Origin of the sequence: Bacillus halotolerans, assembly GCF_004006435.1 — a bacterium.
Taxonomy (GTDB): domain Bacteria; phylum Bacillota; class Bacilli; order Bacillales; family Bacillaceae; genus Bacillus; species Bacillus halotolerans.
In genome coordinates this window covers 1,797,120-1,811,081 of record NZ_CP029364.1, presented here as the reverse complement: position 1 = coordinate 1,811,081, position 13,962 = coordinate 1,797,120, and the positions used below count along the sequence as shown (strand labels likewise).

11 protein-coding genes and 1 pseudogene are annotated in these 13,962 nt (G+C 40.7%); all 12 read left to right on the top strand.

Features of this window, described 5'->3' with window-relative positions:
• The first annotated feature begins 4 nt into the window (after positions 1 to 4).
• The 12 genes and pseudogenes from glmM to DIC78_RS09025 all read left to right on the top strand — a co-directional run bounded on the left by glmM (position 5) and on the right by DIC78_RS09025 (position 13,961).
• Positions 5 to 1,351 carry a phosphoglucosamine mutase gene (glmM, locus tag DIC78_RS09080; RefSeq protein WP_127696129.1) on the top strand — a complete coding sequence of 449 codons (1,347 nt, stop codon included), beginning with the start codon at positions 5 to 7 and terminating at the stop codon, positions 1,349 to 1,351.
• 429 nt (positions 1,352 to 1,780) lie between these two features.
• On the top strand, positions 1,781 to 3,583 hold the full coding sequence (gene glmS, locus DIC78_RS09075; RefSeq protein WP_024120031.1) for a glutamine--fructose-6-phosphate transaminase (isomerizing): 1,803 nt from the start codon (positions 1,781 to 1,783) through the stop codon (positions 3,581 to 3,583).
• Between the two features lie 295 nt (positions 3,584 to 3,878).
• Complete coding sequence (locus DIC78_RS09070) at positions 3,879 to 4,502, top strand: undecaprenyl-diphosphatase (RefSeq protein WP_083504421.1); 624 nt, start codon at positions 3,879 to 3,881, stop codon at positions 4,500 to 4,502.
• Positions 4,503 to 5,560: 1,058 nt separating this feature from the next.
• Entirely contained in the window at positions 5,561 to 7,078 is a 1,518-nt protein-coding gene (locus DIC78_RS09065; protein ID WP_127696127.1) for an NADH dehydrogenase subunit 5, read from the top strand.
• A 13-nt stretch (positions 7,079 to 7,091) separates the two neighbouring features.
• Positions 7,092 to 9,710 carry a DUF2309 domain-containing protein gene (locus tag DIC78_RS09060; RefSeq protein WP_127696125.1) on the top strand — a complete coding sequence of 873 codons (2,619 nt, stop codon included), beginning with the start codon at positions 7,092 to 7,094 and terminating at the stop codon, positions 9,708 to 9,710.
• A 76-nt stretch (positions 9,711 to 9,786) separates the two neighbouring features.
• Positions 9,787 to 10,299 (top strand): carbonic anhydrase, encoded by a 513-nt coding sequence (locus DIC78_RS09055; RefSeq protein WP_127696124.1) that lies wholly within the window; start codon positions 9,787 to 9,789, stop codon positions 10,297 to 10,299.
• Positions 10,300 to 10,362: 63 nt separating this feature from the next.
• Positions 10,363 to 10,653 carry a DUF6407 family protein gene (locus DIC78_RS09050; protein WP_127696122.1) on the top strand — a complete coding sequence of 97 codons (291 nt, stop codon included), beginning with the start codon at positions 10,363 to 10,365 and terminating at the stop codon, positions 10,651 to 10,653.
• A gap of 56 nt (positions 10,654 to 10,709) precedes the next feature.
• Positions 10,710 to 11,072 carry a Na-translocating system protein MpsC family protein gene (locus DIC78_RS09045; RefSeq protein ID WP_003241432.1) on the top strand — a complete coding sequence of 121 codons (363 nt, stop codon included), beginning with the start codon at positions 10,710 to 10,712 and terminating at the stop codon, positions 11,070 to 11,072.
• Positions 11,073 to 11,288: 216 nt separating this feature from the next.
• Complete coding sequence (locus DIC78_RS09040) at positions 11,289 to 11,591, top strand: ArsR/SmtB family transcription factor (protein ID WP_024120036.1); 303 nt, start codon at positions 11,289 to 11,291, stop codon at positions 11,589 to 11,591.
• A gap of 129 nt (positions 11,592 to 11,720) precedes the next feature.
• Complete coding sequence (locus DIC78_RS09035; protein WP_127696120.1) at positions 11,721 to 12,893, top strand: MFS transporter; 1,173 nt, start codon at positions 11,721 to 11,723, stop codon at positions 12,891 to 12,893.
• A gap of 118 nt (positions 12,894 to 13,011) precedes the next feature.
• Positions 13,012 to 13,217 (top strand): annotated as a pseudogene (locus tag DIC78_RS09030) (glutamine--fructose-6-phosphate transaminase (isomerizing)); the annotation flags it as partial.
• A gap of 228 nt (positions 13,218 to 13,445) precedes the next feature.
• The gene (locus tag DIC78_RS09025) at positions 13,446 to 13,961 is read left to right on the top strand and encodes a HEAT repeat domain-containing protein (RefSeq protein WP_101860228.1); all 516 of its coding nucleotides are present in this window, start codon (positions 13,446 to 13,448) and stop codon (positions 13,959 to 13,961) included.
• The last annotated feature ends 1 nt before the right edge of the window (position 13,962 follow it).

Here is a 13,962-nt window from a genome sequence, read left to right as displayed (position 1 = left end):
TAAAATGGGCAAGTATTTTGGAACAGATGGTGTAAGAGGTGTTGCCAACAGCGAGCTTACGCCTGAGCTGGCCTTTAAAGTCGGACGTTTCGGCGGGTATGTGCTGACAAAAGACAAACAACGTCCAAAAGTGCTGATAGGCCGCGATACACGCATCTCCGGCCATATGCTGGAGGGAGCCCTTGTCGCCGGACTTTTATCAATTGGCGCAGAAGTCATGCGTCTGGGAGTCATTTCTACACCTGGTGTTTCCTATTTAACAAAAGCGATGGATGCAGAGGCGGGCGTCATGATTTCTGCTTCTCATAACCCAGTGCAGGATAACGGAATCAAGTTCTTTGGAGGAGACGGATTTAAGCTTTCTGATGAACAGGAGGCTGAAATTGAGCGTCTGATGGATGAACCGGAGGATAAGCTGCCAAGACCGGTTGGAGCTGACCTGGGACTTGTAAACGACTATTTTGAAGGCGGCCAAAAGTACCTGCAATTCTTAAAACAGACTGCCGACGAAGATTTTACAGGCATTCATGTTGCGCTTGACTGCGCACACGGAGCGACGTCATCGCTTGCGACACACTTGTTTGCCGATTTAGACGCAGACGTGTCGACAATGGGAACTTCTCCGAACGGATTAAACATCAATGACGGAGTTGGATCGACTCATCCCGAAGCGCTCAGTGCGTTTGTAAAAGAGAAAAATGCTGATATCGGCCTTGCGTTCGATGGTGACGGCGACCGCCTGATCGCAGTCGACGAAAAAGGAATTATCGTTGACGGCGACCAAATTATGTACATATGCTCAAAATACCTGAAATCAGAGGGCCGCTTAAAGGATGATACGGTTGTTTCCACAGTCATGAGCAACCTCGGTTTCTATAAAGCGCTTGAAAAAGAAGGGATAAAGAGCGTGCAGACGGCTGTCGGCGACCGCTACGTGGTAGAGGCGATGAAAAAAGACGGCTACAATGTCGGCGGTGAACAGTCCGGCCACTTAATTTTCCTTGATTACAACACAACAGGTGACGGATTATTGTCCGCCATTATGCTGATGAATACATTAAAAGCGACAGGCAAGCCGCTGTCAGAGCTTGCGGCTGAAATGCAGAAGTTTCCGCAGCTTTTAGTCAATGTGAGAGTAACTGATAAATATAAAGTCGAAGAAAACGAAAAAGTAAAAGCCGTTATTTCTGAGGTTGAAAAAGAAATGAACGGCGACGGCCGGATTTTAGTGCGCCCATCTGGCACTGAACCGCTCGTTCGTGTGATGGCTGAAGCGAAGACGAAAGAACTGTGCGATGAATATGTTAATCGCATTGTTGAAGTCGTCCGGTCAGAAATGGGATTAGAGTAACGAAATCTATAAACAGAGAGCGAACAAGACAAGTGCGACTCACATATAATAATTATGAGACAGGCGGCAAAGTTGTTTAAAAAACAATTGACCATTCTTGGCACATGCTGTAAAATCAAGCTTGTCTTGTTCTTGTTTTCTAGAGGCAGGAAAGACGGGATTTTGTTTCACTTATAATTATAGCGCCCGAACTAAGCGCCCGAAAAAAGGCTTAGTTGACGAGGATGGAGGTTATCGATTTTTCGGCGGATGCCTCCCGGCTGAGTATGCAGATCACAGCCGTAAGGATTTCTTCAAACCAAGGAGGCGACTCCTTGAACAAAGGGAAATCACATGATCTTCCATAAAACATGTAGGAGGGGACGATTGAAAGTCCCCTTGAAAAATGACTTTCTTCGTCTCCTTTTACAATCTTAGGAGGAAGAAATTATGTGTGGAATCGTAGGTTATATCGGTCAGCTTGATGCGAAGGAAATTTTGTTAAAAGGATTGGAGAAGCTTGAGTACCGCGGCTATGACTCTGCGGGTATCGCAGTTGCCAACGAACAGGGGATCCATGTGTTTAAAGAAAAAGGACGCATTGCCGATCTTCGTGAAGTTGTGGATGCCAATGTAGGAGCAAAAGCAGGAATTGGCCATACTCGCTGGGCAACACACGGCGAACCAAGCTATCTGAACGCTCACCCGCATCAAAGCGCACTGGGCCGCTTTACACTTGTTCATAACGGCGTGATCGAGAACTATGTTCAGCTGAAACAGGACTATTTACAAGATGTAGAGCTCAAAAGTGATACCGATACAGAGGTAGTCGTTCAAGTAATCGAGCAATTTGTCAACGGAGGACTTGATACAGAAGAAGCGTTCCGCAAAACACTTACACTGTTAAAAGGCTCTTACGCAATTGCTTTATTCGATAACGATAACAAAGAAACGATTTTTGTAGCGAAAAACAAAAGCCCTCTATTAGTTGGACTTGGAGATACATTCAACGTCGTGGCGTCTGACGCGATGGCAATGCTTCAAGTTACAAACGAATATGTAGAGCTGATGGATAAAGAAATGGTCATCGTGACTGATGATCAAGTTGTTATCAAAAACCTTGATGGCGACGTTATTTCACGTGCGTCTTATATCGCTGAGCTGGATGCCAGTGATATCGAAAAAGGCACGTACCCTCACTACATGTTGAAAGAAACGGATGAGCAGCCAGTTGTGATGCGCAAAATCATCCAAACGTACCAAGACGAAAACGGCAAACTGTCTGTGCCTGGCGATATCGCTGAGGCTGTAGCGGAAGCGGACCGCATCTATATCATTGGCTGCGGAACTAGCTATCACGCAGGACTTGTCGGTAAACAATACATTGAAATGTGGGCAAACGTGCCGGTTGAAGTGCATGTAGCGAGTGAATTCTCTTACAACATGCCGCTTCTGTCTAAGAAACCGCTCTTCATTTTCCTTTCTCAAAGCGGAGAAACAGCAGACAGCCGCGCGGTTCTTGTTCAAGTCAAAGCACTCGGACACAAAGCGCTGACGATCACAAACGTACCGGGATCAACGCTTTCCCGTGAAGCTGACTATACATTGTTGCTTCATGCAGGCCCTGAAATTGCTGTTGCGTCAACAAAAGCATACACAGCACAAATCGCAGTTCTTGCGGTTCTTGCATCAGTAGCTGCTGACAAAAACGGCATCGATATCGGGTTTGATCTTGTCAAAGAACTCGGTATTGCAGCAAACGCAATGGAAGCCCTTTGCGACCAGAAAGACGAAATGGAAATGATCGCTCGTGAATACCTGACTGTATCCAGAAACGCTTTCTTCATCGGACGCGGCCTCGACTACTTCGTATGTGTCGAAGGCGCATTGAAGCTGAAAGAGATTTCTTACATCCAGGCAGAAGGCTTTGCCGGCGGCGAACTGAAGCACGGCACCATCGCCTTGATCGAACAAGGAACACCAGTATTCGCACTGGCAACACAAGAGCACGTAAACCTAAGCATCCGCGGAAACGTCAAAGAAGTTGCCGCTCGCGGAGCCAACACATGCATCATCTCACTGAAAGGCCTAGACGATGCGGATGACAGATTCGTATTACCGGAAGTAAACCCAGCGCTTGCTCCATTGGTATCTGTTGTTCCATTGCAGCTGATCGCTTACTATGCTGCACTGCATCGCGGCTGTGATGTTGATAAGCCGCGTAACCTTGCGAAGAGTGTTACTGTGGAGTAAAATGTTTAACCCCTTTGGTTGTTTTTGCCGACTTTAAAATAAAGTTACGACGTTTATAAAAATGTTGCGATGCTTTTTCCCTTAGATAATTTTTGTCTAAGGGTATTTTTCTATTTTAACTAAAGAGGCAGGTAACTAAAAATTATAAGGGGATTCCAATTGATTTTGGACCCCCTTTTTACATAAATGATGTGACACTAATCTTACAAAAATGTAACTTTAATCTCAAATAATGTAATTTGATTCGATGGCAGGTCATCTAATTTTCTTTTATTATGTTCTAAAAAGAGATTGGATGGTGTTAGGTTTGGATATTTCAGAAGTTAATATATCACTGTTTAGACTAGTTAATGACTTAGGAAAAGAACATCCCTTTTTGAATCCTGTATTTAGTTTTATTGCTGAATATATGGTTTTTTTACTTGCACTAAGTGTTCTTTTTATTTGGTTTACAAGAGATACGGATAATAGAATTATGATTCTTTGTGCATCTATCGCTTTCATTTGTGCCTTTACGATAGGGAAGGTTTCAGGGGTATTTCACTCGAATTATCAACCTTTTGTTGAATTGGGAGAGGTTAATAAACTGATACATAAAGAAAAAGACAATTCTTTTCCAAGTGACCATACAATTTTATTCTTCTCATATTGTATTTCATTCTGGCTCTTTAAGAGAGGCTGGTCAATTTTATGGGTACTGTTAGCTGTTCTTGTGGGAGTCTCCCGTATATGGGTTGGGGTTCATTATCCTTTTGATGTTTTAGCAGGAGTATTAATAAGCCTAGCAGTTTCAACTTTTATATATTTAACATTCCCTAAACTAAATATTACTCAAACTACCATGAAAATTTATGAAAAATGTGAAAACATACTTCTTTATCGCTTCAAAAGAAAGGAAAACAAGTCAAAAAACCTTTAGATTTATTCAACAATCGGGTGCTAATGTTCAAAAAATCGTAACCCTAAAATGATAAACTCTTTTATAAAGATTCCACCTGTATTCAAAGCTGTAGAATCCATTTTGATCTATCGATTCTTTAAATTTGCCGTAAACTGAAGGTTCATGTGTTATTTTTGATCAACCTATATTTTAAAGCTACAGTTTTAGCCAAAGGGGTTTTTTGTTTTAAAGATGGCTATGTTTAATTTTTCAGATATTTAGGATTGCCATAAGAATATGAAAATATTAAAGAAGGTATTTTTAAGGAAAGTGACATCTACGGAGAAATTGGGGAATTCTAGCTATAACAATATCCACAACAGCTAGTTCAATTTCTTGGTTGTTAAGGCTGTTGAAAATAAAGTAGGAACCAGTATTCATTTATAGTTCCTAATTGAACTCAGTTATTTACTAAACAAGAAAATAGAAAAATGATTATAAAATTCTTCTTGTATTTCTACAAAAAATTAAAGTGATAGATATCATAAGCCTTGGATAAAGATTCAGGATGTATATTTAAAGGGAAAGAAGGATTTGATACTTCTTTCTCTGTATTCCAACATCTTGACAATGCTTAAAATTTAGCATATCTTATACTTAACTTAATAATCGGCCCAGATGTTTATTTTCGTTTGTTAAATTATTAGGTCTTTAGCATTCTTTCAACTAATCTTGACAGGATGAAAAAGTATCCTAATTTAAATGGAGGAGAAACATAAGTCGATTTTATTTGATAATTAAGCACTATATTAAAATGTAGCGATGATTTCATTCCTTTAGAAGGAAGTTAAAACATAGCATATAGTAAAATGACCAATAATAAGGTAGCTCTTCAAAAAACTTCGCAGAAGTTAGTTGAAGTGAAGCCGACAATTTTCAAGATTCAATGATTAAAAACATCATTGAAATTTTGAAATTGTCGGCTTTTTTATTGGAAAAAAATAGAGATATATAAAATTTGTATTAAATTATAGAAAATATGATCTGATCTAAAGGTCTTTTGAGCAATAACGACTTTTAAAAAGGGAGAATTTGAAATGTTAGTTTCGCTGAGTTTGTCATCATTATTAACATTATTTTTTATTACGCTTATTGCTTCTGGGATAAGTGGACTTTTGTTTTTACATCCGCGCGTACCCTTGAGTTTTGTTCGCATTCATATTGGTATCTTGGCTTTACCGCCGTTGGTTTCCTTAGTGATTCTTGCCAATAGGAGTGTGAATGGAAATGTTGGCCCTTGGCACTTCGATTCATTAGCTTGGTTAATGACTTTCTTTGTTTTGACAATTGGCCTAATCATTCAGCGATTTTCTGTACGTTACTTAATGGGTGATCGATCTTATCGAAAATATTTTACGCTTTTTACTTTCACTACAGGTGCTGCTTCAATTGCGTGGTTAAGTGGTGACCTCCGCTTGATGGTTATTTCTTGGGGAGCAACTCTTGTCGGTTTAACCCTGCTTATCAGGTTAAACAGTGCTTGGCAAGTCGCTAGTGAAGCAGCCAAGGTTACTGGCCGATTATTTTTGTTAAGCTGGCTTTCTTTGTTTTTCGCGATAGTTTGGCTTTTTCAAGTCACAGGTCAATGGCAGTTATCATTGGTTTTAACAAATGAAAGCTTAGCTCAACTGGGGGCATGGGAGAGAACAGGGATTAATCTATTGATTGTATTAGCAGTGATCATTCCTGCGGCTCAATGGCCATTCCACAGATGGTTAATTGAGTCTATTGTTGCTCCAACTCCTGTTTCTGCGATTATGCACGCAGGTTTAGTAAATGCAGGCGGGATTATACTAACTCGATTTTCACCTCTATTTAATGGTGGTATAGCATCGATTATTTTACTTCTGCTTGCTGGCATCTCTGTATTGATTGGAACGGGTATTAGTTTGGTCCAGGTTGACTATAAACGCCAGCTAGTAGGCTCCACGATTGGACAAATGGGATTTATGCTCATTCAGTGTGCACTAGGGGCTTATACAGCAGCCATTATTCATCTTATTTTACATGGTTTATTCAAAGCTACGTTGTTTCTACAAGCTGGTTCAGCAGTAGGGCGTCATGAAGTATCGGATCGTACTAATGAAAGAACATCCTATTTATGGGTCATGGCTGGTCGGATTTTATCCTTAGTTATAGGCGTTGCTTTTTGGCTCGCTGCTCCTGGAGAGGGATATCAATTCATTAGTGCCTTAATCTTAGGGTGGTCATTGTCCGTTTCTTGGACTCAGCTCGTGGCTTTTGGAGAGGGGAAAATGGGCCGAATTGCCGGCTTAACATGTTTAGGAGGAGCAGCCTTTGTATATTTTATCATTCATAACCTCTTCTATAAGTGGCTGCATACAAGCGTTTTTCAAAGTGTTCAACCTCCAATGTCAGCTGTCATCATTGTCGTATGTCTATTGCTATTTGGCGGTGTTTTGAGTACGTGGGTTGCTCGTCATCGTTCTTCAGTTTTCTTCGCAGTACTCTATCTTTGGTTAGTACGATTAGGTGAAGCAAAACCCAAGACAGTAGAGAGTCATCCAGACTACCTTAAACAATATTTATCATAAGGAGGTAATAGTGTTGGGCATTACATCCGTATTAACGAAAGAAAATGTAAAAAAGAAAGAGACAGATATTGATGTTCAAGAAAGAGATATTAACGTTTTAATTGAATCTGCCAGCCGAGTCATTGCACCACTTTGGCCTATTTCAACATTCGCTGCACGTAACCCGTGGATGGGACTTGAAAACCAACCTTTTGATCAGGTTGCAAGTTGGCTGAAAAATACTCGTGATGTTGATATATATCCTAGTGCGTCTATGATTCGTTCAGCAAAGAATAAAGGTGAGATTGATGAAGATTTTGTGGAAATGGGGCTGCAGCGCTGGCTTGATTCACATTCCTTTACCATCCCGCAGGACGCGGCAGAGCGATTTTGTCATGCTGGATTAAAATTAGAACCACTGCCTTCCGACCTTTTATCATCACATAAGCTGGAGAAATTGGTGAATGAATGCAGTGGAGTGGATCATATCGAGAATGTTTTTATGCAGCCAATCAGTTCGTATATAGAAAATCAAGATGGTGAAAGGTTAATCAATATCCTAGATCATCATGTCATTAAGTGGTGTAAATTATATCTTGATGACTCTCAAGCAGGTTGGACAATGCCCAACCGTGAGGAAGGTTTCTATCGTGCCTGGCAGCATCTCATTCAGTATGATCCAGCACTTAGTAAAAAGCAGCGTGAAAGGTTAAAAGGTTGGCCGCAAGAGGCACATGTGGCTTTACAAGAAGCGTTATTCGCACTAGAAATCCCAGAATCAGAAATCCAGTGTTATCTTGAAGGCCATTTACTTTCCTTACCCGGATGGGCAGGGATGATGCTTTGGCGCTCCCAACAATCGAGCCATGAACATGCACTTCTAACAGAATATTTAGCAGTTCGGATATCCATGGAGTGGGCTCTTATAAAGCCATATTTACCTATTAATAATGAACGATTTGAGAATAAAATTTCAATTACTCCCCTTATAGCAGCTTGGATTCATTGGGGGGGCCTTACATTAGAGGAATGGTCACAGATGCCGGCCAATGAACAAAACGAATATTTATCATTTGCCTACAGCTTTGATGAGAAACTTCGCAGGAAACTTTGGCTAGAAGCTTGGGAACAAACACACACTGATCGATTAAGTCAGAAGATCATCTCGAAGCAACGTGAAACCAACGGTAAAAAATCTGCATTAGCTCAATTAGCATTCTGCATCGATGTCCGGTCAGAACCTTTTCGTCGTCAACTGGAAAAAGAAGGGCCGTTTGAAACGATTGGTATGGCTGGTTTCTTCGGGGTGCCAATTGCAACTTGTGAACTTGGCAGTAAACACAGTCATGCCTCTTTGCCGGTCATACAAAAACCGCAAAACAAAATAAAAGAGTTCGCAGATGAAGATGTACTCGAAAAATACAACCAACGCAAGCAGGCAGTTCATTCCTTAAGCTATACATTTAAAAAGATGAAACAGAATGTACTTGCGAGCTTACTTCTACCTGAGCTAAGTGGACCTTGGCTTAGTTTGCAAATGGTGGCACGCAGCTTTGCGCCAAGAAGAGCAGATCGTTTTATTCGTAATCTTCGTGAGACTTGGTTACGGAAACCTGATACAAAACTCTCGCTTCATCATGTTAATGACACAGAGGCAGAGATACCTGTGGGTTTTACTGAAGAAGAAAAAGTGAACCATGCTCGGCAAGCACTAAAAATGATGGGATTAACAGAGAATTTTGCACCCTTAGTCGTGATTTGCGGACATGGCAGTCAAAGCACCAATAATCCTTATGCCGCGGCTCTTGATTGTGGTGCCTGCGGTGGAGCGGCCGGCGGATTCAATGCAAGAGTTTTAGCTGCTTTATGTAATCTTTCAGAGGTAAGAGAAGCTCTATTAACTGAAGGAATGAAAATCCCTGAGGATACAGTTTTTGCCGCTGCTGAACATAATACAACGGTGGATGAATTACATTGGCTTTATGTGCCAGAGCTTTCCGAAGCTGCACAGGAAGCATTTGATCATATTGAAGCTGTTATGCCGAAAGTAAAACATCATGCAAATGCAGAACGACTGGCCCAATTACCGAATGTCCAATCGAAACTTAAAAATCCGAAGGCTGAGGCACACCGGTTTGCGGAAGATTGGAGTGAGATACGTCCGGAATGGGGACTGGCTCGTAATGCCGCTTTTATTATCGGCCAACGTGAACTCACTCAGGATTGTGATTTGGAAGGAAGATCCTTTCTTCATAATTATGATTGGAAGCAGGATGAAAGCGGTGAACTCCTAGCAAATATTATTGCAGGACCTGGAACTGTGGCCCAATGGATTAATTTACAATATTACGCATCAACAGTAGCACCCCATTATTATGGCAGCGGAAATAAAGCAACTCAAACCGTTACTGCAGGTCTCGGAGTGATGCAGGGGAATGCAAGTGACTTGTTAGCCGGACTGCCTTGGCAATCCGTCATGCAATCAGACCATGAGGCTTATCATTCTCCTCTTCGTTTGTTGATTGTCATCCAAGCGCCTAGACAACATGTAGAACGGTTATTAAATAATGACCCAGTATTTCTGCAAAAAGTTCAAAATGGATGGGTTCGACTGGCTAGTATTGATCCAGAAGGATGTTGGGAAAGCTGGTAATTATGAATCTAAACATTTCTCAAATGGATTTGTTACTTAATATAAAAATGATAAATATAAGGAAGAGGTGTGTTATATGAATGTAAATAAAAAAGTATTATTCTTGACGGACATGGAAAACGGCTTGGAGCCTATTTTACAAGAAGTGACTAACACTCCAGCAGAAAATATGCTGACTATCCAAAGCTATGGTGCCGCTATCTCACATCCTTATGGAGAAATCATGAGGTCTGTTATTTTTGCGATTTACCAGGAAGATGTTGAGGAGGTCTTTGTAGTAGGAACAAAAGATAAGCAGACTTCAACAGATCATGGACTAACTCAACTTGAAACAATGAAAGATAAAATACAGACATTGGATTATCTCTTTCAAAATTGCAAGCCTGAATTTTTAGGCGGTACAGTCGATGAATGGCTAAATGAAGATAGCAGTGGCGCTGTTGAAAAAAGTGTTGATATCATTCGTCAACATCCACTTGTGCCGTCATATGTTAAAGTCAGAGGTTTAATCGTTGATCATAAGGATGGGGAATCCTCAATTGTGGAGGTTCCTTCCGGTCAAGCCTTACCTGATCATTGCTTGTCATGATGGAGTGAAGTGGTCAGCTTCTACACCCATATATGGGGAGAAAGCAGTTTTAAGGAGAATGTAATGGGCGCTAATATAACTGATTTTGTCACGAAAACAATAGAGGAAATGACTCTGTTTGATCGTGAAAATAGGGAATGTATGAAAAAAGTAATAAGAAAAGCAATTCATTTTTATCATTTAAAATCTTATGAAGAAGTTGAGGAAACCCATTTAGGGAGCGTTCGATTTTTGCATGTACACTCTATGATGGAAGAAAATATGTTATCCAAAATTGTAGCGGTCACAAGAAACGGCACAACTGATTTGGATATTGAAGGTGTATATGAAGGATATGTTGTAAGAGAATATTAATGAGACGAAATAACTAATAGAATATGCCAATTATTTTGCCAGGAGATGTGTTATATATGAAAAAAACGAAAGGTTCTATTGAATCAGAGATCAGTAAGTCCATTACGCAATGGGAGAAGGATTATCTTGGGCGTGGGTCTGTATCTGTTAAAACTGATATACTGCGGGATATGATCATCGTTAATTTAAAAGGAATTTTAACACCAGCAGAATATGCAGTTTGTGGATCAAAAGAGGGTATGTTATCTATCAAACAAACTCGTTCGGAGCTAGTTGAATCAGGGATAGAGGGTCTAAAGGATATTATCCTAACGATAACTGGAGAAGAAGTGAAAAGTTTTCATACCGATTTAAGCTCTCGGACAGGCGAACGAGTGATGGTATTTAAATTATGTAATGATCTGGAGAAAAATCTATAATATTTGGAGAAATAAAAAAGCAGAATGAGAGCAAAGTATATATAAAGCAGCGCTTTCTAATGGTCAATCTAACAGTAGATATGCGAAAGTTAAGTTCTGTAATACCTCCAACTGAACTGAAATAAGTCTTCAGATTTTTAATGTCTAAAAAGAAGTCAGTCATCAAAAACGAAAAAACGAATTGACATATCGGAATATAACGATATAATAAACGATATGGAACCAATTGAAGTATTCAAAGCCTTATCAAATGAATCAAGGCTGCAAATTTTGCAATGGCTGAAGGAACCTGATCGTCATTTTTCACCCCATGAAGGGATTGATATGAACACAATCGGGGTATGTGTCAGTCAAATAACAGACAAATTGAAAATGACGCAATCAACGGCTTCCCAATATCTCACCATCCTTTTAAGAGCCGGCCTGATTAAGGCTCAACGAATCGGAAAGTACACTTATTACAAAAGAGATGAAGAAGCCATTGGGAAACTTGCGGACTTTCTTAAAACAGAGATATAAAAATAAACATCAAAAGATGTTTATTTTTACGCCATACATATCGACATATTACGATGTGTTTATTTTTTAAATTAACATATCGATAATTCGTGATATGTTGTTTTAATAAAAATTAAGGAGTGAATGTTTATGTCTAACACCTGGAAAATTTATATGTTAGCCATTGTCAGCTTTTTAGTCGGAACTTCAGAGTACATCATTTCCGGTATTTTGGATCACATTGCGCATACACTCGGGATCACCTTGGCCGCCGCGGGCCAGCTCATTACGATCTTTTCACTTGTATATGCTCTTTTAACACCCGTACTCATGGCGTTGACAGCAAGTATGGATAGACGCAGATTGATGATTTATGCTCTCGGTTTGTTTGTGTTCGGCAATATCTTGGCCTTTGTTCTGCCTGGTTATGGTTGGTTTATTGCAGCACGGATCATTATGGCGATGGGAGCGGGTGTGGTTGTTGTCACCGCATTAACGATTGCCGCTAAGATTGCGCCGGAAGGGAAGCAGGGCAGTGCCATCGCTACGGTCGTTATGGGATTTACCGCTTCTTTAATCATTGGTGTTCCGCTTGGAAGAATGATAGCAGTAGCATTAGGCTGGAAGTCTGTATTTGGTGCAATTGCTTTGTTGGGATTGATCGCAATGGCCGTTATATTTTTTACTCTTCCGCATACTGAAGGGGATAAACCTGTACCTTTGCTTCAACAGCTTGCTCTTTTCAAAAAACGGAAAGTGGCGATGGGCTTATCAATCACTTTCTTCTGGCTTGGGGGATATTCTGTTGCTTATACCTATCTGTCACCGTATCTCTTGAACATTTCAGGAATAAGCGGCAAGCTGCTTAGCGGTGTTTTGCTTATATTTGGAATTGCCAGTTTGGTTGGATCAAAGTTTGGGGGATATAGCACCGATAAATGGGGAGTGCCCTTTACACTCGTTGGCGGGATGACATTGCATATCGTCACACTGATTCTGTTGTCACTTGTCACCCATTCCCATATCGGAGTGTTGGTGATTCTGATATTATGGTCGTTTGCCGCATGGTCTACCGGTCCGACACAGCAATTTCACCTGGCTACAATAGAACCGGGAATGTCAGGTGTTTTGCTTAGCATGAATCAGTCAATGATGCAATTCGCCATGGCAGTCGGCGCAGGGATAGGAGGGGTTTTTGTAGAAAACGTATCATTGGCCTCGATTACCTGGATTGGTGCATTAGGGGTTATGATTGCAATTATTGCATCATTGATGATTTTCAATTCGCAACCGAAACAAGCGCTAAAAGATATCAATCAATAATATACTGCTTTGTTTTACCGCTTAAAATTCAATGGGTTCATTTCGAAAGATCTAACATCCGCTTGTTATCAAGCGGGTGTTTTTTTATAAGCTGTTCAAAACAGTCCATAAGCCTTCCAAGGGCCAACATCGTTCTGTATGTGTCGAAGGCGCACTGAAACTGAAAGAGATTTCTTAAGGCTTTGCCGACGGCGAGGTGAAGTACGGCACGATTGCCTTGCTCGAAAACTGGAAACACAAGAGCATGTAAACCTCAACATCCGCGTAAATGTCAAGGAAGTTGCCACTTGGGGAGTAAACACTTGCATCATCTCACTCAAAGGGCAGCCGAGATTCTTATAGTAGTATTAATGATACTAACTGACAAACAAGTTAACAGTAGTATATATGATGTCAAAATGGTCAGTTTGTTAGTCGTTTTATTAGCTCCTCACAGGAGTATTTACAGTGTTTGTGGTATTTATAAGTTAATTGGAAGTTAAGGCGCTTACTGATATATCTTTGTGGAAAATATGCTGAGTATCTGTTATCAAACGAGAGAGGGGCTCTTTTATGAAATCAAATGGTGATGAATTGTCGTTGTCTGTTCAGAATTTAGCGAATACAAATGAGATCACAATTGTTCAAGCGATAGGGGAGCTAAAGAAATCAGGACAAGATGCAATACCTGTTTTGGTTGAGGCCTTAAAAGAGGAAGGTTCTTTGCGTAATATTGCGGCGGCCGTTTTAGGCGAGTTTGGGGAAGGTGCGGGTGAAGCAGCGGAGGAACTGTCATGTTTATTAAAAAGTCATGCCGAAGATACAAGGATGGCTGCGGCCATTTCACTTATGAGAATCGGGAAGGCCAGTCTGCCCTTTGTCATCAAAATCGCTCAAGAAAGTGAAGGACAATCTCGTTTTTGGGCATCCTGGTGTATTGCATGGATCGATCCTTCTTACATTGAACCGAAGATGTATGAATGCCTAAAACATGAGCATGAACATCCTTCAGGAATGGTTGCTCCGTTTGCGGCTGAAGAGGCATTAGGAAAGCTGATTGCTTTTCAGCTTAAAGATAAGGAGGATTGAA

Bases quoted from the DNA above. Each gene is read 5' to 3' on its own strand.
- DIC78_RS09035 (WP_127696120.1), top strand. From the start codon at position 11,721: ATGTCTAACACCTGGAAAATTTATATGTTAGCCATTGTCAGCTTTTTA.
- DIC78_RS09050 (WP_127696122.1), top strand. From the start codon at position 10,363: ATGGGCGCTAATATAACTGATTTTGTCACGAAAACAATAGAGGAAATG.
- DIC78_RS09070 (WP_083504421.1), top strand. From the start codon at position 3,879: ATGGTGTTAGGTTTGGATATTTCAGAAGTTAATATATCACTGTTTAGA.
- DIC78_RS09065 (WP_127696127.1), top strand. From the start codon at position 5,561: ATGTTAGTTTCGCTGAGTTTGTCATCATTATTAACATTATTTTTTATT.
- DIC78_RS09045 (WP_003241432.1), top strand. From the start codon at position 10,710: ATGAAAAAAACGAAAGGTTCTATTGAATCAGAGATCAGTAAGTCCATT.
- DIC78_RS09025 (WP_101860228.1), top strand. From the start codon at position 13,446: ATGAAATCAAATGGTGATGAATTGTCGTTGTCTGTTCAGAATTTAGCG.
- glmM (WP_127696129.1), top strand. From the start codon at position 5: ATGGGCAAGTATTTTGGAACAGATGGTGTAAGAGGTGTTGCCAACAGC.
- glmS (WP_024120031.1), top strand. From the start codon at position 1,781: ATGTGTGGAATCGTAGGTTATATCGGTCAGCTTGATGCGAAGGAAATT.
- DIC78_RS09040 (WP_024120036.1), top strand. From the start codon at position 11,289: ATGGAACCAATTGAAGTATTCAAAGCCTTATCAAATGAATCAAGGCTG.
- DIC78_RS09055 (WP_127696124.1), top strand. From the start codon at position 9,787: ATGAATGTAAATAAAAAAGTATTATTCTTGACGGACATGGAAAACGGC.